We start from the raw sequence: 19,550 nt of genomic DNA on the forward strand, positions 1-19,550 counted from the left end.
GTTGTTGTCCTCAAAGTGCATCGTCGAATGTTGTTTTTGTTGTTCGAAGGCCTGAGTCGGTGTTCTAGGGTTGGCGGCTTCCCTCCTCACGCAACAGCGCCTGCAAGGTATCGAGCCGCGCACCGTCGAAGGCAATCACGGTGCCCTGCTCGAACACCCGGCGCGCCAGCCCGGTCAGCACCGCACCGGGCGGCAGTTCGATCTGTAGACGTACGCCGCGCTCGTAAGCGCTTTGTACCGTGCCGCGCCAATCCACCACGCGGCACATGTTGAACGCCAGGTCGTCGCGCAAGGCTTCCGTGTTGATAACGGGCCGGGCGCGACTGCCGCTCAGGTAGCCCAGCGTCGGTGTTTTCAGCTGCACCTTGGCGAAGGCTTCGGCCAGGGTTTTCGCCGGTGTTTCCAGCAGCGGGCAGTGGGACGGCACGCTGACGGCCAGACGTTTGGCCAGACCTGCACCGCGACTTTTCGCCAACTCGGCGACCGCTTTCATCGCGCCATCGCTGCCGGCAATCACCACTTGGTTATCGGCGTTGATGTTGGCCAGGTAAACCGGCGTGGCATCGCTGTGAACTTGCGCCAGCAACTCTTCCACAGTGGCCAGATCCAGACCGATGATCGCGGTCATGCCATAGCCTTGTGGATAAGCCTGCTGCATCAGCTCACCGCGCAGGCTGACCAGATGCAACGCATCGCTGAAACTCAAGGCGCCGGCGACCACCGCTGCCGGGTAGGCGCCGATGGACAATCCCGCCACGTAATCCGCCGTCATTAACAACTGGCGTGAAGCCGCGACGCCGGCGATCAGCAGGCAGAGCTGAACAGCCCTTGTCGACTTCAACGACTCGGCAGAATCCAGCAGCAATGTATCTTCGCCAAGCACTTCACTCGCCTCGATCACCGTCTCGCGAGGCAAACGATGGAGCATGCCCGGCTGCTGCGCGCCCTGGCCGGGGAACACCAGCAAACTGCTCACGCTGCTTGCTCCTGCGGGTTCCAGGGATTGGTGACCAGACAGGCTTCACTGGCGTTTTTTAGCAGCACCCGTTGCGAAGGACCGGCCCATTCGCGCAGGGCGACAGCGCCGAACGGTGTCTGCAATTGCATGTCCACCTTGCAGAAAGACGCATCAAACACCCTCAGCATTTCCTGTGCCTGAGAACGATCCAACGGCTGCGGTGTACGCAGGATCAAGTCGAGGTCGCTGCCCTCATGCAATGCCTGAAAACCGCTGGCCAATTCAAACCCGGCGCTGCCGCTGACACCCCACACCCACTCGCAGGAATCGAGCATCGGCCGCAGTTGATTGAGGGCGCGCACTGCCGGCAAGTCCCGATCAATCGAGACATGGCAAAGAGCTTCCGGCCGTACGTGACGCTGGATCGCATCGACCGACATCACCGTTGCATACCGCTGTTCACGCAAACGTCCACGCACGCCGACCGCGATGTGATCCGCCGCGCTCAACGCACGCCGAACCACCACCGGTTGACCCGCACCGATCGACTCGATCACCCACGAAGGTGCATCCGCAGGCAACTGCTCCGGAGTCAGCCCCCAGAGCAGGTCGTGGGCCAGAAGCGTGTTCACCACTGCTCTCTCAGCAATTGGCGAACCTGACTCGACGCCGCACGGTTGCTTGCGCCCAAGCGGCTGCTCAGGTCTCGGCCACGGGTGGCGACATCGCCAATCGCCTGATTCAGGCATTCAGCCACCCGCGTCAGATCCGCCGCCGTCGGCTGCTCGATCTGTTCCACCGACAAGGTTTCCCAGAGCAAACCAAGGCTCGCGTAACTGTCGATGTCATACGCCATCGGCGGCACGCTGGCGGCCAGTGCTTCGAGTTCTTCGACGCTGCGCAACGTCACCCGCGCCGCCGAAGCCTTACCCATCGCATGAACCATTACACCCGGATCTCGCAGGGCAATCAGCCGATTGGCCTGATACCCATGAGCGAGAAACGCCCCGGACATCGCCTTGCCCACCAGCAAACCGATCACGGCATGGCCGGCCAGTCGGGCGCGGGCATAACTGTCTGCCGCACCGGCCAAGGCCTGATGAATGCCGAGCGCTTCTTCGCGCCGACCGTAGGCCTGACTCGGCACGTCGACAATGGCGATCAAGGCGCGTTTCTGCGGTTTATCCAGATCCGCTGCGATGACTTCATCCACGGCTTTGGCCAGTCCCCAACCTTCCAGCAAACCGACCTCGCCATTGCGGGCGCGGACAAAACGGTTGTCGGGATCAGCCACCACCGCGATAAAACGAACGGGCTGGTCACCCAAGACACCGTCGGCAACCTTCAATGAACCGGGCAAACCGTCAACCGGTTTCGCGCCCGCACTCAAGGCGTTGAACCAGTTCAAACCTCTCAGGGAATACGAACTCATGAGCGCTCTCCTTGATACAGATCGCGAACCGTCGACGGCTCGATTTGCGGCTCGGCGTCCAGACGGGCCAGCCGTTGCAGGAACAGCTCGGCCTGACGGCTGCGTTGTTGTTCCGGCAACCCTTGCTTAAGCAATTCACTGACCTGCTGCTGAACCTGCGCCACGTCGTCAGCGACAAAACGATCCACCAAACCGCTGGCGAAACGTTGCTCGCCACCGGTCAGGCTCCAGATGAAGGGACGATCACGGGAGTCGTATTCCTCAAGCCCGGCTTCCTGTTCGATCACTTGCGGACCGTTCAGGCCAAGCCGTGCTTCTTGCGTCACCAACAAATAGCTGCATAACCCGGCGGCAATCGACATCCCGCCAAAGCAGCCGACGCTGCCCGCCACCACACCAACCACTGGCTGGTATTGGCGCAGATCGACAATCGCCGCATGAATATCGGCAATCGCCGCCAGCCCGAGGTTGGCTTCCTGCAAACGTACGCCGCCGGTTTCCAGCAGCAATACGGCGCGGGTTGGAATGCCTTTGCGGTTGTCCTCGGCGGCGAGTTCCAGCGCGCCGGCAATCTTCGCCCCGCCGACCTCGCCGAGGCTGCCACCCTGGAATGCACCTTCGATGGCAGCGATCACCACCGGCAAACCACCGATGCTGCCCTTAGCGATCACCACGCCGTCATCCGCTTGCGGCACCACGCCCTGGCGCGACAGCCATGGCGACATGACGCGTTGAAACGGGTCGAGCAATTCGCGGAAGGTGCCGGCGTCGAGCAAGGCTTTCGCCCGTTGCCGAGCGCCGAGTTCGACGAAGCTGTGCTTGTGGAGGAGTTCTGCGCTGTCACTCATGGCCGATCTCCTCAAAGCCTTGTTCCAGACGCAAGCGCACCACGCCCGGCGTCGCGCCGAAATCGTGGATATCGATCGCCATCGCCGGCGGTGTCTGACCGTCGAACATCCGCGCAAACAGATGCTGCCAGCGTTGTTCGGCGCCGTTGACCGAGGTCTGCACCTTGATCGTCAGTTTGCCGGCCTGACCCGGTTCGATCAGCACTTCCAGATCACCCGAGCCGACACAGCCCACCAGCGTCCGGCCGCGTGGCGGCTGCCCGGCGGGGAATTCAAAAGATAAGGTTTCCATCAGAAAGCTCCCTGGATGAGGCCGTCGCCAGACTCGATGCGGTCGATGAACAGGCAGGCTGCGAGCAAGTCGGCAGCACCGCCGGGCGAGGCATTCAACGCGATGAGTTGTTGGTCCAGCTCATGCAAACGGCGGCGGCCGGCGAGGCTGGCACTGCCGCCCGCATCGAGCACGGCTTGCGCACCGAGTTGCATGGTCTGCAGGCCTTGTTCGCCTGCGCGGTAGAGCACGCAGGTGTCGGCCAGATTCGTCATGATCGCCAGCAAGGCATCAAGCCGGGCGTTCTGCTCGCCATGACCCGCGGCGCGGCTGCGTTTGAGTTGTGGCAGTGCGCGCTGGATCACTGCCGGGAAGCCGAGCTGCGCTTCTTCACGGGCACCGCGTGCGCCATAACGCTGAGCGACTTGCGCGCCGTGGCTCAGAGGACGCGGCGCGTAACGGTCGTCGAGCAAGGCCAGACGTGCCGCACGTAAAGTGATCGAGCCTGCAGCCGTGGATTCGGGTTCCAGTGCAGCCGACGCGACCAGCAGACCCAAGGCCCAGATGGCGCCGCGATGGGTATTTACGCCGCCCGTGGTGGCGAGCATCACTTCCTCCCCTTCACGACCGATCAAGCCAATGGCTTCGCGCAGCGGCACACCGACTTCGCCGAACTCGATGGCGGCTTCCGCCATTTCCTTGAACGCAGGCCACAGGGACAGCGCCGAAGCGTGCATCAGCCCAAGGTGCAAATCGGTGTGAGCGCCATTGCCGCGACGGTCGACCAATGCCGGTTTCGGCGACAGGTCCGCTTCGTCGATCAGCACATCGACGGCCAGATCCGCCAACTGCTCAGCCAGGGACAGGGTTTTCGGTTGCAGGTTGAATGCGTGCATTACCAGCTCCTGAACTTGGCGGGCGGGTTGTAGAGGCCACCGGACCACTCGACCAGATCGGCCACGCTTTTCGCCGCAAGCAGTTCGCGGGTGGCGTCGGTGCGGCGGATGCCGAGGTCTTCGGGCAAGGCGATCAGGCCTTCGCGGCGCATGCGCGCGGTGTCTTTCGGGTTGTGACGCAGACCGATAACGGTGACTCCGGCCACGGCCGCGATCATCGCCTGACGTTCTTCCAGCGAACGCGCCTTGTACAGATAGGCGATGCCTTCTTCGGTCAGCAGGTGGGTGACGTCGTCGCCGTAGATCATGATCGGCGCCAGCGGCATGCCGCTTTTCTTCGCCACTTCCACCGCGTCGAGGGTTTCGACGAAGGTCGGTTTGCCGCCCTCCTGGAAGGTTTCGACCATTTGCACCACGAGTTTCTTGCCGCGTTCCAGCAGCGCTTCGGGCGCATCGTCGTGACGCATGTCGAGCCAGGCCGGTGTGCCGTGACGACGGCCGCGCGGGTCATGGCCCATGTTCGGCGCACCGCCGAAACCGGCCAAGCGGCCGCGCGTCACGGTGGAGGAATGGCCGTCGCCGTCGACTTGCAGGGTCGCGCCGATGAACAGGTCTACCGCATATTGTCCGGCCAGTTGGCAGAACATCCGGTTGGAACGCAGGGAGCCATCGCGGCCGGTAAAGAACACGTCGGGACGGGCGGCGATGTAGTTTTCCATGCCCAGTTCGGTGCCGAAGCAATGCACGCTTTCGACCCAACCGCTTTCGATCGCCGGGATCAGAGTCGGGTGCGGATTGAGCGTCCAGTTGCGGCAGATCTTGCCTTTAAGGCCGAGGGATTCGCCGTAGGTCGGCAGGATCAATTCGATGGCCGCGGTGTTGAAACCGATGCCGTGGTTCAGGGACTGGACGTTGTGTTTTTCGTAGATCCCGCGGATCGCCATCATCGCCATCAGCACATGCACAGGCTTGATGTGGCGCGGGTCGCGGGTGAACAGCGGCTCGATGTAGAACGGCTTGTCAGCCACCACCACGAAATCGACCCAGGACGCGGGAATGTCGACGCGAGGCAGGTCAGTGACATCGTCCACCAACTGATTGACCTGGACGATGACGATGCCGTCGCTGAAGGCGGCCGGTTCGATCAATGCCGGGGTGTCTTCGGTGCTTGGACCGGTGTAGATGTTGCCGGCGCGGTCGGCCATGAAACCGGCCGAGAGCACGACGTTGGGAATCAGGTCGACCACCAGTCGCGCATAAAGCTCGATGTAGGTGTGAATCGCACCGATTTCCAGCAGGCCATCTTCCAGCAACTGACTGATGCGCAGGCTCTGGGTGCCGGCGAAAGAGAAGTCGAGCTTGAGGGCGATGCCGCGTTCAAACAGGTCCAGATGCTCGGAGCGTCCGACGCTGGGCATGATCATGTGCAGATCATGCAGCTTCGCGGGATCAGCCTTGGCCAGGGAGCGGGACAGGAAATCCGCCTGCTTCTGGTTATTGCCCTCCAGCACCACACGGTCGCCGGGCAGGATCAATGCCTCCAGCGCCGCAACGATTTTGTCGGTGGGCAAGACCACACCGTCGGCGAAACCCCGTACCAGCTCGAGACGCCGCTGCTTTTCGCCGCGCCGCCGCGTCCATCGCGAGTCGGGGGATATTGTTGTTGTCATGACCACTCCACGGGTTCGCTGTCGTGGGAGTCACCTTAGGAGTGTTGGGTGGGGGGCATCAATCAAGCAGAGAGACGGATCGTTACGGTTAGGGTAATGGTTTGAAATGTTGGGTGGCTGTTAGATCCACCCCTCACCCTAACCCTCTCCCCAGAGGGTAGAGGGGACTGACCGAGGTGTTCTTGGAGCTACATCGACCTGAAAAACCGAGTCGAACTCAGGTTACGAAAATCATGAAGATCTGCTCCCTTTCCCCCTCTCCCCCGTGGGGAGAGGGCTGGGGTGAGGGGTGGATTTCCAACACACCTAGTTTTTATGTTGAAACAGCTGTCCTGAGAAAGCTCCACAGCAATCATCGACAAGTCCCAAAAAAGGACCAATCAGTCCCTTTTTGGGACACTCTGCGTGGGAGCGATCAGGTCCGCGATGAACTGAAGGACGCCATCTGCTCCTGCACTCGAATCAGAAGCTGTTCAGCACTTTCCAACAGCTGCGCCAACAACGCCGGATCTTCATCCATATAGCCTTCGTACTCCGCCAGGTTTCGTCGCTCATGACACAGGGCGAATAGCCGAACCTGTACTTTGCCAATATCAGCGGTATGAACCAGGCACTGAAACACCAGATATCGCTTGTCTGAACGGTAGCCGCACAAGCGAAGAGCCGTCAGTGCAAGGGCATGGGCAGCGTTGTAAGCCAGGTCGAAACGACTCGCGAAGGAAAGCGAAGACGTTTGCGCGTCTTTCAATCGATCCACAGCCGAACGCATGAGCCCTTCGCATTCTTTGCGATCCGGCGGCTCAGCTTTCAGTCCACCGCTACGTAACAGATTCTCCAGGTTCTCGTTGCTGCCCATCCTTGGACTCCAAAGGGTTTCCCCCCATCAGATTGATCTTGTCCTGCTGCGCTACCCGCACGACGAAGCTATTTTCAGCCGCCAGTTTTGCGGCCCAGTCGTCGGGGGTGTAGAGCGTCGGGTTGAGGGTGCGGCCCAGTTGCTCTTCCATAGGCATGAGCCGCTCCATCACTTCACTGTAGTGCAGGCCCTCGCCGATCAGCATGAGATCAATGTCACTGGATGCGTTTGCCTGATCCTTGGCGATAGAGCCGTACACAAATGCCCAAGTGATCTGTTCGGCAAAGGGTTGGAGCGCCTGACGCAGAGGCTCGGCAATACCAAAGGTTTTGCGGGCGATGCCCAGCAGTTCGGCATAGATCGGGCAGTCGGGATTGGCTTGATAGTGGGTCTGGTTGCCCTGACGAACCATGGTCAACACGCCTGCCCGCTGCAACCGATCCAGCTCGCGCATGAGGCTGCCTTTACCTACTTGAGCCCAGCGAGCGATCTCGTTGGCGTAAAAACTGCGGTCGGGTTTGCCGAACAACAAGCCCAGCACTTTTTGCTGAGTAGTCGTGAACAGGGCTTCGCTGAGGGAAAGGTTTTTCACAGTGGCAACCGATGAGTCCCAAAAAGGGAACGATAGGTCCCTTTTTGGGAATCTTCAACCTGTCGCGAGCCGAATGGGGATTTGTGTTTAAAAGTTTCTCCGCAGGACGGCTGAGAGGCTACGCAGTCTGGCGTCGCTGCCTACAGCAATGCCGGAACCCGCCGACTGGTCCGGTTTTGCGTTGATCTTTATCGTTTGTGTGTCGCTGCACATCCAGTGACTGGGACTGGAAACCCCAAAAAAAGGGCGCAAAAGCGCCATTCATAACGAATGGGCCAATTCCAATCTGTAAGCGGAAACTCATGATGTCCAAGGTAACGCCCAACTCAGCAGATAACACTGACACCGATTCCCAAGCATCCCTCGAAGCCGAAAAACTCAAGGAAGCCGCCGACCGCGTCTTTTCCTACTACTTCCCGCCCCATGAAAAACCGGGCAAGCGCCGCAAACATCACCTCTTCAGCGTCTCCCCCGATATCGACACCGAAGCCCTTCTGACCAATGCCTCCGAAGACCTGCTGTCCATCAGCGCCATTGCTGCTGACTTGGCGGACGATGTGGAAGGCTCACGCCGCTCTGTAGCCTTGGCGCTCAGCCGCATGGCGGATGGGGTGCAGTTGTTGGTGGAGCGGGCGCTGGATCATCATGAGTCGTTGCAGATGAAGGCTCGGGCCGGGGTTTAGCAGTGAAGTATTCGGTGAATTAACGGCCGCCATCGCGAGCAGGCTCGCTCCCACAGGGGTTTTGTGTACGCCGCAAATCCAATGTGGGAGCGAGCCTGCTCGCGATGGGGCCAGTCAGACCAACCCTGCACTCACAAGTAACTCCTCCAACGCCAACAAATTCGGCACTTTGGCCACTTGCTCTCCCACCTGCACCGCCGCCTGTTCCAGCGGACACAACGGCACATCCACATAGCTCAACTGGCTATCAAGCTTGTAAGACCGCGGAATCCCCTGCACCAGCAACGCAATAAATTTCAAATCGGGCCGCCCGCCGAGGGCATTGAGGATGACAATCCGCGCCCGCTCACCGATGACGATTTTCTGCCCACACGCCGACTCGAAACTCAGCAACGGAATCTGCCGGTTCCGCCACATGACCCGCCCGAGGTACCACGGCGGAGTGTCGAGGTCGAAGGCGCTGGGCTGGTAATCAATAAGCTCCGCAACCGCGACGTTGGGCAGGATCAGGTTGCGGTCAGCCAAGGGCAGCAGCAGGCCGGTGAGGTTGCTGGTGCGATGCTCAAGCATGGGTTTTACTCCACAGGGTGATGCTTTCGAGCAGCACCGATTCCTGGTACGGCTTGCCGAGGTAGTCGTTAACGCCGATGGCCATGGCACGGTCGCGGTGTTTCTGGCCGGTGCGGGAAGTGATCATGATGATCGGCAGGTGTTGCAAACGTTCGTCGGCGCGTACCTGAGTCGCGACTTCAAAACCGTCCATGCGCGGCATTTCGATGTCCAGCAGCATCAGGTCGGGCATGTGTTCTTCGAGCAGCAGCATGGCATCGACACCGTCCTTGGCGGTCAGCACATTCATGCCGTGACGTTCCAGCAGACGGCTGGTGACTTTGCGCACGGTGACCGAATCATCGACCACCAACACCAGCAATGGCTTGTGCGGCTCAACCTCCGCCTCCTGAGTCGCTGACTGTTGCGGCACGCGGGCCTGCATCGCGCGGATCGGTGCCAGCAAATCGAGAATCAGCACCACCCGCCCATCGCCGAGAATCGTGGCCCCGGACAAACCCTGCACCGCCGCGAATTGCGGGCCGAGGCTTTTGACCACGATCTCGCGAGTGCCGGCCATGGAGTCGACTTGCACCGCGATGTGCCGCTCGTTGCACTGCACCAGCAACACCGGCAACGGCAGGCTCTGGCCCAGCAGTTTCGGGCGGTGGCTGGTTTTCAGCAGTTCGCCGAGGTAGCACAGTTCATAGTGTTGCCCGGCGTATTTGTAGGTCGGTGGATCGAGCCGGTAATGCCCTTCAAGTTCGTTGGGCAGCACGCGAACGATGCCGTCGATGGTGTTCAGCGGGATTGCGTACTGATCATCAAAGCACTGCACCATCAGCGCCCGGTTGACCGACACGGTGAACGGCAGGCGTATGCGGAAGTGCACGCCCTGCCCCGACACTGAGTCGATGCTCATGCTGCCGCCAAGCTGCCGGACCTCTTCATGCACCACGTCCATGCCGACGCCGCGTCCGGAAATCTGGGTGATTTTCTCGGCGGTGGAGAAGCCCGGTTGCAGGATGAATTGCAGGACATCGCGGTCGCTGATGTCGCTGTCCGGGGCCAGCAACCCGCGTTTGATCGCCTTGCTCCGCACCGCGTCCAGCGGCACGCCGGCACCGTCGTCGCGGATGTCGAAAATGATGTCGCCGCCCTCTCGCGACAGGTCGAGAGTGATTCGACCCTGAGCCGGTTTACCCGCCGCGATACGCACCTCGGCGGATTCCAGGCCATGATCCACGGCGTTGCGCAGCATGTGTTCCAACGGCGCGGCCATGCGTTCGAGGACGTTGCGGTCCATCTCGCCTTCGGCATTGCCGACGATAAATTCCACGTCCTTGCCCAACTCGCCGGAGACCTGGCGGACGATCCGCTTCAAGCGCGGCAGCATCCGTTCGAACGGCACCATGCGCGTGCGCATCAGGCCTTCCTGCAATTCGGTGTTGATGCGGCCCTGCTGCTGCAGCAGGTTTTCCGCGTCCTGATTGCGTCGGTCGAGGGTTTCCTTGAGGTCGAGCAAGTCGGAGGCGGATTCGAACAGCGCGCGCGACAGTTGCTGCAACTGCGAGTGGCGGTCCATTTCCAGCGGATCAAATTCTTCGTAGCCCAGGCGTTCGGCGTCGACTTGCTGACGGCTGAGAATCCGCCCTTGGGTTTCGGTGTCGAGCCGGCGCAATTGGTCGCGCATGCGCTCGATGGTGGTTTCCATCTCGCTCAGGGTCACGCGCGCATCGTTGACCTGTTGTTCGATCCGACCACGGAAAATCGACGTTTCGCCGGCCAGGTTGACCAGGTCGTCGAGCAGCTCTGCCGAGACCTTGACCATGTCCGCGCCGGCATCGGGTTGCGGTGCCGGCGTCTCGACTTTCGGCGTTGCGCACGCCACGGCTGGTGCCGGTGTTTCGGGCACGGCCGGATGACTGAAATTCTTGATCGCGTCGATCAGTTGATCGGCGGGCGGCAATGGCTGACCGGCACGGGTCGCGTCGAGCATCTGCGCCAGCCGGTCGTGGCTGCTTTGCAACAAGCCGAACAACGCGGCGGTGGGTTGCAGCACGCCAGCCGAGAGGCCTTCGTAGAGAAATTCCAGCTCATGGGCGAGGTCGCCAATCGGCGCGATTTCCACCATCCGCGCGCCACCCTTGAGGGTGTGCAGGTCACGCAACAGGGTTTCCACTTCCTGACGATTCGACGGCTCGGCCTGCCAGCGCACCAGCGCCGCGCCGGAGTTTTCGATGATGTCGAAACCTTCCTCGAGGAAGATCTCCAGCAGCTCCGGATCATGGCCAGGCGAATCCTCGGCCCGTGCCGGTTCGACCGTTTCAACAGCGCTGGCGTTGCCCTGGCGAAACTCGCGAATGGCCTCGATCAGCTCACCCGGATCGCCCAATGGCCGCTGGTTCTGCAACTGATCAAGCAACTGCGCGAGCCGGTCATGACTGTGTTGCAGCAGGTGCGCCAAGGCTTCGCTGTAGGCGTAACGGCGGTCCACCAGCCCTTCGTAAAGGTTTTCCAGTTCATGAGCCAGATCACCGACCGGCTCGACCTCGGCCATCCGCGCGCCGCCCTTGAGGGTGTGCAAATCTCGCTGCAAGGACAACAACGGCGCGGCGTTGTCCGGGTCGCTCAGCCAGCGTTGCAAGGCCTGGCCGGCGCTTTCGAGGATATCCACCGCCTCTTCGAGGAAGATCGAAACGATCTCATCGTCCAGCTCAACCTGGGTCGCGGTCTGTTCCAGTTCGGCCGTGGCGCTGCCCAGTTCCCGGATGCTCAACGTGCGGCTGCCATCGCTGCGAATCAGGCCCATCGCCGACGGATCCAGGCTCTCATCGAGCAACCCGCGCAAGGCCCGGATGCGCTCCGGTTGCGGACTGACTTCCTGGCCGGCGGCCAGTTCGTCGAGCATGTTGATCAGCGCTTCATGGGCACTTTGCGCCTCGCGGAAAAACGCCTCGCTGACTGCCAGGCTGCTTTCTTCCACCGCACCATAGAGATCGAGCAACGCTTCGCAAAGCTCATCCACCGGATGCAGGTCAGCCAGGTGGGCGCCTTCGCCCAAGGTGGTCAATTCATCCAACAGCGCGCTGAGTTCCTGACGCTCGCCGGGATGTTGCTGCCAGCGCTGCAACAGGCTTTCGGCGTCGAGCAGGATGTCCATGCCTTTCGCGAGGAAGTTATTGATCAGTTGCGGATCACGCTTTATGCGCAACCCGCTATTGGGTGCACTCAGGAGGGTTTCCAGACGCTGGGCCAGCAATGCCTGGGTTCGTTCGATCAAGGAGCGGGCGCCGGGAATCTCCGTCAGTGGCTCAGTCTTGAGCTGTCGTAGCCCGAGACGGAACAGTCCTTCGGCTTCCAGCAACAGTTCTACTTCGTCCAGGTCCAGGGCGATCAGGTGCGCCTTGTACTCCCGGGTCAGATGATCCAGTGGCTTCGCCAGCTCGGCGATCGGCAATACGCCAGCCATCGAGGCGCTGCCCTTGAGGGTGTGCAACGCCCGCTGCAACTCGTCGCTGGCCTGCAACGGCACGTGCTCGGCGGCTTGATCGAGGAAGCGGTTGAGGCTGCCCAAATGGGTTTCGGCTTCGTTGCGGAAGATCTCAAGCAGCAGCGGATCGAGGGCGGCGACGTCCTGTGCGTCCTCGTCGGGTATCGGCTCGTTGCCCTTGGCCAAGGCGTGGGCGCGTGCGGCCAATTGGTCGACATCGTTGCGCTGGCGCTGGGCATGGTGGGCAAACTCGGCCACCAGTTCCGGCAGCAGATTCAGCGCATCGCCCAGCAGTTGTTGCACCGCCGGCCCCGGCGGAACGCTGTGTTCCAGTACGCGGTTGAGCAGGTTTTCCACCGCCCAGGCCAGTTCGCCCAGCACCAAAGCGCGGACCATCCGGCCGCTGCCCTTGAGCGTATGGAAGGCCCGGCGCAGTTCGCTCAAGGCCGACTTACTCTCGGGATCGGCCGACCAACGCGGCAGGTACTCCCGGAGGATTTCCAGGACTTCATCGGTTTCTTCGAGGAACACTTCCCGCAGCTCATCGTCCACCGGTTCTTCACCGGCGGGCGGCGGCAACAGGCTTCCCGGGGTGGTCAGGGCGGGCGGATTGACGGAGGACACAGGGCTGGCCAATACATCGGCCAGTGACTGGACGGTCTCAGGGTCGTCGAGTTCCTGCAGATCCTGCATGACCTGCGCTTCACTCGGGCTGAGCACATCTTCAAGCACCGGCACCTGTTGCTCGATGGGGAAAAAGCCGAGTGCGGCCAGGCTTTTTTCCGCGACGTCGAGCAACTTTTCGCCCGGCGCTTCGGGGTCGTCGCTGAGGCGCTCCAGGTAATACTCGATGCTGGTGATGACGTCGGCCAGGCTGTCCAGTTCCTGCCAGCCGGGATGATCCGGATCGAGCAGCAGGTGCTCGCGGATGAAGTGGTTGCACGTTTCGATCAGGCTCGCCGCACGGCTCAACGGAATCATCGCCAGCGCACCGCGCACTTGGGTCAGCAAGGCCGGCAATGGCTGCAAGTGCTGGCGGTCCCAGTCGGCGTCGATGTAGTCGACGATCATGTCCTTGGCCTGTTGAAGGCAGATGCGCGCTTCCTTGATCACGATCTGATGGATCTGGGTCAGGTCGGTGGTCGGCAGGCGGCTGTCTTCCTGGCTTTCCGGCTCGACGGTGCCGACCATGCCGGCGAGGGTCGCTTCGACGTAGAGCAAGGCACCGGCGACGTCCATCAGGATCGCGTCGTTGGGCTCACGCTGGCCCTGGGCGAGGCTCAGCACCACCGCCAGTTGGTCGATGATGACCTTGCGTGGCTGGCCGAAACCGAGCACCGCCAGGGTGTCGGCGATTTGCCGCAGTGGCGCCAGCAGGCTTTCGAGGTCCGAGGTGTGTTGGCGGTCGCTGCGCACGAACAGGTCCAGGCGCTCCTTGACCCGCACCAGCTCTTCACACAAAGCGGCCAACACCGAGCGCATGGCATCGCGGTCGGGACCGGCCAGCCGTGCTCGTTCTTCGTCGACCATCGCGCTGTCAGGTAGCGCGTCGTCCAGTCCGTAGCGATCTTTCATGGTCAGCATCTGCCCGGTGGGATGTTCGGCCTTGGCAATGTAGAACAGCAAACTCTTGAGTAACTCTAGCGGCGCTGGCTGATTGATTCCGGGCATGCCCTGTTCGAGCAGGCGCTTCAGTTCTTTGTCGGCCTCCTTGAACAGACTGCGCAACGCCGGACTGTTAGCGATCGAGCCGCCGCGCATGCCTTCGACCAGCGCCGAGGCGACTTGCCACAACGGGCTCAAGGGCGCGTTGCCGCACAGCCCTTCGAGGCGCGCAAAAACTTTGGTCAGGTAACCGAGATTGGTTTCGCCGTCCTGCTCACGCAGCAATCCGACCAGGGCCATCTGCAACATCTGCCGCAACTTGCGCAGCACGTTCGGTAAATCCGTCGGCTCCAGCAGCGCCAGCGACTCTTCGTCCAGTGGCGGCAGGTCCGGCAATTGCGGGCTGAACAGGCTGGTTTCCGACAACAGGCTTTCGCCACGGGCGCTGCGCAGGTCGTTGATCAGTGGCAACACGACCAGCGGCAGGTCGCGGCGCGCACCTTGCACCCGGTCGAGATAAATCGGCAACTGCCCAAGGGCTTGCAGCAACAGGTGGAGCGTCTCATCTCGATGACTGACGCGGTTCTGTTGCAACGCCGTGGTCAGATGCTCCATCTCTTCGGCGAGCAGCGCCGCGCCGTAGAATTCGACCATCTGCAAACTGCCGTGAACCTGATGGATGCACGCCAGGCATTCACTGAGCGCATGCGTCGCCTGCGGGTCATCAAGCAACGTTTCAATCGCCTGGTGAGCCACTTTCAGCGTTTCGGCAATCTCGCCTTTGACCCACTCGAGGGCCACATAGTCGTGCCGATCACCCATAACCACTCCAAATCACTGCTCTACTCAAAAAAAGCATTCGCTCGCAGGCGTTTCACACTTTATCCGCAACCTCAGCCTTGGCGGCCGGCAAGGTGAAACCGGACACCGAACGCCGCAGTTGGCTGGCCATTTTCGCCAGGTTGCCAATGCTCTCGGCGGTGGCGGTGGAGCCGGACGAGGTCTGCGTGGTGATCTGCTGGATCACGTTCATCGTCAGCGAAATCTGACCGGCCGAAGACGTCTGTTGCTGCGCGGCGTTGGAAATACTCTGGATCAACGCGGCGAGGGTCTTCGACACGCCTTCGATTTCTTCCAGGGCCACTCCGGCATCCTGCGCCAGACGAGCGCCACGCACCACTTCGGTGGTGGTCTGCTCCATGGAAATCACTGCTTCGTTGGTGTCGGTCTGAATCGCCCGCACCAGGGTTTCGATCTGCCGGGTGGCGGCGGACGAGCGCTCGGCCAGCCGCTGGACTTCATCGGCGACCACCGCAAAACCGCGCCCGGCATCACCGGCCATGGAGGCCTGGATCGCCGCGTTGAGCGCAAGGATGTTGGTCTGGTCGGCAATGTCATCGATCAGGCTGACAATGTCGCCGATCTCTTGAGAAGACTCGCCGAGGCGTTTGATGCGCTTGGCGGTGTCCTGAATCTGCTCGCGAATATTGTCCATGCCGTGGATGGTGTTGTGCACCACCTCGTTGCCCTTGTTGGCGATTTCCACCGAACGCTCGGCCACCGCCGACGATTCGGCGGCGTTGGCCGAGACCTGATCGATGGACTGGGCCATGTCGTTGATCGCGGTGGAGGCTTCGGCAATCTGCTGCGCCTGATGCTCGGAAGCCTGGGCCAGGTGCATGGCGGTGGCCTGGGTTTCCTGCACGGCGGCAGCGACCTGGCCAGCGGTGAGGTTGATGGTCGCCACCAGATCACGCAATTGGTCCACGGAATAGTTGATCGAGTCGGCGATGGTCCCGGTGAAGTCTTCGGTCACCGAGGCGGTCACGGTCAGGTCGCCGTCCGCCAGGTCTTCGATCTCGTCGAGCAGGCGCATGATCGCGTTCTGGTTGCGCTCGTTCTTTTCGGCCGTTTCGCGCAGCTGACGGTTGGTTTCCCGAACCATCACCAGACCAATGAGGATGATCGACATCAGCGCCAACAGGCCCAGCACGTAGCCGCCAATGGTATCGGTGTTGCGCCCGCCGGCCAGGTTTTCGAAACCGCCGGCCAGGTGCGAGGCTTCCTCGAGCAGGGTCTGCGACAGGGTGAAAATATTGGTCGCCGATTCACGGACCTTGAACAGCTCCGGCGAGGTTTCGAGGATTTCATCCACCGAACCCGAGACGAATTCGAACAGCTCGGAAATCTCGATCAACCGCGCGCGCGCATCGCGGTCTTCAACCTGGCTGACTTTCAGTGACGGATTGCCCTGGAGCATGCCGTTGAGCACCTGGCCGAATCGCGCCGCATCACGACCGAAGGCGTCGGCGGCCTGCTGCGAGTTTTCATCACCGGACAGCACGGTGTTCACCGCACCGAGAATCCGCTCAGCCAATAGCGACTGGCGCTGCGCCATGGCCACCTGCGCGGCTGGGGCACCGCGCTGGAGGAGCGTTTCGACGACTTTTTCGTACTCGACCTGCAACTGCGGCACGGTTTCGGCCAGGGTCGCGGCGACTTGATGCAGTGAAAGCACGGTCTGTTCGCTGGAGAGGATCGCGTCGGTATTTTTCAGCAGGCGTTCCCAGTCCAGTTGCACGGCACGCATTTCCGGGCGCACGGTGGACGGCGCCGGCGGCAGGCCGGTGGAGGGATCGCCTTTCTTCAGATAGCCCCAGCGTTGGGCAAAGTCATTGCGCGCATCGCTCAGCAGCTTGAACGCCGCTGCCTTGCCGGCAGCGGCTTCGGTCGCGTTCTTGGCAATGCGCTGGGACAGCACGCGCAGCTCACCGGCGTGGCCGATGTACTGTTTGTCGTACGTGGCCTGGGTGTTGAGGTACGCGAAGTTGGCGAACAGCAGCATGATGAAGACGATCAGCGCGATGAACAGCGCGATGATCTGTGACCGGCTGCGCGACCCTTCTGGCTTGCCTGTTTTTGCTTTTATCATCGGTCCTCGCCTGTTAACCAGCATCTGTGAACCTTGCCGAGAACCCTGTGGGAGCGGGCTTGCTCGCGAAAGCGGTCATTCATTCAACATCAATGCTGACTGACCCACCGCCTTCGCGAGCAAGCCCGCTCCCACATTGGATCTGCGTCACTCCAGTTACAGTGCGACGTGCATAAAGCTTTGTGACTGCACCAACGCAAACGGGCTGAACACTTGCCAGGTCTGCTCACGCTGAAACCGGCCTTTGATGAACGGTGCAATCGGGCCGCTCAAGGTATCTACCGGTTCCAGGCTGTCCTGGGCAAAGTGCTGCAAGCCGAAAACCTCATCGACCATCAACCCGGTAAACACCTCGTTATGCTCCACCACCAAGACCCGGCGCTGCTTGCGCACGGCTGACAACTCATGCCCGAAGAAGCCGCACAGGTCGATGATCGGCAACAGACGCCCGCGCAGATTGGCCACCCCCTTGACCCAGGGTCTGACCCCCGGCAGCTGGGTGAACCGAGGCTCGTGCAACACTTCGCTGACCTCGCCCATCGGCGCGACGTACCAGTGCTCGCCCAAGCGAAAACCGATGCCGCTCCAACTGTCTTGTCGGGTCGGCTGGGACGGCAAGTCCGCCGCCAGCAGACGACAACGCTGGTCGATCTGCAGCAGCAGTTCGAAAGCCGTCAGCGACTCGGTCATGGCCGGACGATCAACCGGCCAGCACGTTGTTCAGGGTCTTGATCAGGGTTTCTTCGTCGACCGGTTTGGTCAGGTAATCCTTGGCGCCCTGGCGCGTGCCCCAGACCTTGTCGGTTTCCTGATCCTTGGTGGTAATGATGATCACCGGGATGTGCCCGGTTTCCGGGTCTTTGGTCAGCTGACGGGTCGCCTGGAAACCATTGAGGCCCGGCATGACGATGTCCATCAGAACGGCGTCAGGTTTTTCCTGACGGGCCAGGGCCACGCCGTCGGCGCCGTTTTCGGCTTTCAACACTTCATGACCGTGCTTTTCCAGCATGCCGGTCAGTTTGTACATTTCGGTCGGCGAATCATCGACGATCAGAATACGTGCCATGGTCTTCCCCATTCTTGTCGACGCCGGGCCCGCTGGCCGAGCGTCACTGTGCGTGTCCTACTGCGGCAAAACGGCGGCGAAGCCCGGTACATGGGCCTGGATCGCGTTCAGCAGTTCTTCCTTGCTGAAAGGCTTGGTCAAAAACTGGTCGGAGCCGACGATGCGCCCCTTGGCCTTGTCGAACAGCCCATCCTTGGACGACAGCATAATCACTGGCGTGGACTTGAACGCACTGTTGTTCTTGATTAAAGCGCAGGTCTGATAACCATCCAGACGCGGCATCATGATGTCGACAAAGATGATGCCGGGGTGATTGTCGGCAATCTTGGCCAGAGCATCGAAACCATCGATGGCGGTGATCACTTCACACCCCACGTTCTTCAACAACGTTTCGGCGGTGCGGCGAATCGTTTTCGAATCGTCGATCACCATGACCTTCAAGGCGCTGGAATGCTGTTCCATAAATGCTCTGCCGTCGCCTTTGCGAATCAAATTGTCCGTTTTCGGGTTACCAGCGGCTCGAAACCCTTGATGTTCAAGGGTCAGCGCGACTTGGCAGCCTTTTTAGCACAGTCTCCAAAACCAATCTATCGGCCAACCCTGGCAGTGGTTTTTCCTTGACCGGGAACACGCTCAGCGCCACTCTGACGCCACTTTTGCAGGTCACTGCGACCCACCCAATTTCGAGGAAAAACCCATGAGCGTTCGCGTCGGGATTGTCATGGACCCTATCGCCAGCATCTCCTATAAAAAGGATAGCTCGCTGGCCATGCTGCTGGCCGCACAGAAACGCGGCTGGGAACTGTTCTATATGGAACAGGGCGATTTGTACCAGGCCGAAGGCGAAGCGCGGGCGCGGATGCGGCCGTTGAAAGTCTTCGCCAACCCGGAAAAATGGTTCGAACTCGACGCCGAGACCGACGCGCTGCTGAGCGATCTGGACGTGATCCTGATGCGTAAGGATCCGCCGTTCGACATGGAATTCGTCTACTCCACTTACCTGTTGGAGCAAGCCGAACGCGCTGGCGTGCTGGTGGTCAACAAGCCGCAAAGCCTGCGCGACTGCAACGAAAAGCTGTTCGCCACGCTGTTCCCGCAGTGCACGCCGCCGACCATCGTCAGCCGTCGCCCGGACGTACTGCGTGAATTCGCCGATCACCACGGCGACGTGATCCTCAAGCCGCTGGACGGCATGGGCGGCTCTTCGATCTTCCGTCACACCGCCGGCCACCCGAACCTGTCGGTGATCCTCGAAACCCTGACCCTGCACGGCAAACAGCAGATCATGATTCAGGGTTACCTGCCGGCAATCATCGATGGCGACAAGCGCATCCTGATGATCGACGGCGAGCCGGTGGATTACTGCCTGGCACGAATTCCTGCCGCCGGTGAAACCCGTGGCAACCTCGCCGCCGGTGGCCGTGGCGAAGCCCGTCCGCTGACCGAGAAAGATCGCTGGATCGCCGCACAAGTCGGCCCGACCCTGCGCGAAAAAGGCCTGTTGTTCGTCGGTCTGGACGTGATCGGCGAGCATCTGACGGAAATCAACGTCACCAGCCCGACCTGCATTCGCGAGATTGATAACGCGTTCGGCACCGACATCGGCGGCCTGCTGATGGATGCCATCGATCAGAAGCTCAAGGCCCGTTGATATAGAACAGCCAAGAAACGACCAACATTGCGTTATCATCCGCGGCCT

General features: G+C 61.1%; 17 protein-coding genes. 2 read left to right on the forward strand and 15 right to left on the reverse strand.

Features of this window, described 5'->3' with window-relative positions; all coding sequences use genetic code 11:
- Positions 1–64 precede the first annotated feature (64 nt).
- The 9 genes from mdcH to ACYZTZ_RS26125 all read right to left on the reverse strand — a co-directional run bounded on the left by mdcH (position 65) and on the right by ACYZTZ_RS26125 (position 7,523).
- Positions 65–976, reverse strand: coding sequence for a malonate decarboxylase subunit epsilon (gene mdcH, locus ACYZTZ_RS26085; RefSeq protein ID WP_462000096.1), 912 nt, complete (start codon positions 974–976; stop codon positions 65–67).
- Complete coding sequence (locus ACYZTZ_RS26090) at positions 973–1,593, reverse strand: malonate decarboxylase holo-ACP synthase (protein WP_462000097.1); 621 nt, start codon at positions 1,591–1,593, stop codon at positions 973–975. Before ACYZTZ_RS26090 ends, mdcH begins: the two co-directional genes overlap by 4 nt.
- A complete protein-coding gene (gene mdcE, locus ACYZTZ_RS26095; protein ID WP_462000098.1) occupies positions 1,587–2,390 on the reverse strand; it encodes a biotin-independent malonate decarboxylase subunit gamma in 804 nt (267 codons plus the stop codon). Before mdcE ends, ACYZTZ_RS26090 begins: the two co-directional genes overlap by 7 nt.
- Positions 2,387–3,238 carry a biotin-independent malonate decarboxylase subunit beta gene (locus tag ACYZTZ_RS26100; RefSeq protein ID WP_462000099.1) on the reverse strand — a complete coding sequence of 284 codons (852 nt, stop codon included), beginning with the start codon at positions 3,236–3,238 and terminating at the stop codon, positions 2,387–2,389. The genes mdcE and ACYZTZ_RS26100 overlap by 4 nt, the downstream gene beginning before the upstream one ends.
- Positions 3,231–3,530, reverse strand: a complete 300-nt coding sequence (locus ACYZTZ_RS26105) for a malonate decarboxylase subunit delta (RefSeq protein ID WP_046045241.1) — start codon at positions 3,528–3,530, stop codon at positions 3,231–3,233. Before ACYZTZ_RS26105 ends, ACYZTZ_RS26100 begins: the two co-directional genes overlap by 8 nt.
- Positions 3,530–4,405: a triphosphoribosyl-dephospho-CoA synthase gene (locus ACYZTZ_RS26110; RefSeq protein WP_462000100.1), complete on the reverse strand. Its 876-nt coding sequence runs from the start codon at positions 4,403–4,405 to the stop codon at positions 3,530–3,532. Before ACYZTZ_RS26110 ends, ACYZTZ_RS26105 begins: the two co-directional genes overlap by 1 nt.
- On the reverse strand, positions 4,405–6,075 hold the full coding sequence (gene mdcA, locus ACYZTZ_RS26115; protein WP_462000101.1) for a malonate decarboxylase subunit alpha: 1,671 nt from the start codon (positions 6,073–6,075) through the stop codon (positions 4,405–4,407). Before mdcA ends, ACYZTZ_RS26110 begins: the two co-directional genes overlap by 1 nt.
- A 415-nt stretch (positions 6,076–6,490) precedes the next feature.
- Positions 6,491–6,931, reverse strand: coding sequence for a hypothetical protein (locus ACYZTZ_RS26120; protein WP_111452973.1), 441 nt, complete (start codon positions 6,929–6,931; stop codon positions 6,491–6,493).
- Positions 6,894–7,523 carry a transcriptional regulator gene (locus tag ACYZTZ_RS26125; RefSeq protein WP_462000102.1) on the reverse strand — a complete coding sequence of 210 codons (630 nt, stop codon included), beginning with the start codon at positions 7,521–7,523 and terminating at the stop codon, positions 6,894–6,896. Before ACYZTZ_RS26125 ends, ACYZTZ_RS26120 begins: the two co-directional genes overlap by 38 nt.
- A gap of 305 nt (positions 7,524–7,828) precedes the next feature.
- On the opposite strand from ACYZTZ_RS26125, the gene ACYZTZ_RS26130 reads away from it, so the two are divergent.
- Entirely contained in the window at positions 7,829–8,206 is a 378-nt protein-coding gene (locus ACYZTZ_RS26130; RefSeq protein ID WP_462000103.1) for a DUF6124 family protein, read from the forward strand.
- Between the two features lie 114 nt (positions 8,207–8,320).
- On the opposite strand, the gene ACYZTZ_RS26135 is transcribed toward ACYZTZ_RS26130, so the two are convergent.
- The 6 genes from ACYZTZ_RS26135 to pilG form a co-directional block, all read right to left on the reverse strand.
- On the reverse strand, positions 8,321–8,776 hold the full coding sequence (locus ACYZTZ_RS26135; protein ID WP_462000104.1) for a chemotaxis protein CheW: 456 nt from the start codon (positions 8,774–8,776) through the stop codon (positions 8,321–8,323).
- Complete coding sequence (locus ACYZTZ_RS26140) at positions 8,769–14,675, reverse strand: Hpt domain-containing protein (RefSeq protein ID WP_462000105.1); 5,907 nt, start codon at positions 14,673–14,675, stop codon at positions 8,769–8,771. The genes ACYZTZ_RS26135 and ACYZTZ_RS26140 overlap by 8 nt, the downstream gene beginning before the upstream one ends.
- 52 nt (positions 14,676–14,727) lie before the next feature.
- Positions 14,728–16,785, reverse strand: a complete 2,058-nt coding sequence (locus tag ACYZTZ_RS26145; protein WP_462000106.1) for a methyl-accepting chemotaxis protein — start codon at positions 16,783–16,785, stop codon at positions 14,728–14,730.
- Between the two features lie 156 nt (positions 16,786–16,941).
- Complete coding sequence (locus tag ACYZTZ_RS26150; RefSeq protein WP_415758761.1) at positions 16,942–17,475, reverse strand: chemotaxis protein CheW; 534 nt, start codon at positions 17,473–17,475, stop codon at positions 16,942–16,944.
- Between the two features lie 10 nt (positions 17,476–17,485).
- A complete protein-coding gene (pilH, locus tag ACYZTZ_RS26155) occupies positions 17,486–17,851 on the reverse strand; it encodes a twitching motility response regulator PilH (RefSeq protein WP_008068134.1) in 366 nt (121 codons plus the stop codon).
- Positions 17,852–17,908: 57 nt separating this feature from the next.
- Positions 17,909–18,313 (reverse strand): twitching motility response regulator PilG, encoded by a 405-nt coding sequence (pilG, locus tag ACYZTZ_RS26160; protein WP_008152601.1) that lies wholly within the window; start codon positions 18,311–18,313, stop codon positions 17,909–17,911.
- 235 nt (positions 18,314–18,548) lie between these two features.
- Between pilG and gshB the strand changes: the two genes are divergently transcribed.
- Positions 18,549–19,502: a glutathione synthase gene (gene gshB / locus ACYZTZ_RS26165; protein WP_046045233.1), complete on the forward strand. Its 954-nt coding sequence runs from the start codon at positions 18,549–18,551 to the stop codon at positions 19,500–19,502.
- Positions 19,503–19,550: the final 48 nt, after the last annotated feature.

Source organism: Pseudomonas sp. LB3P58 (genome assembly GCF_054897895.1).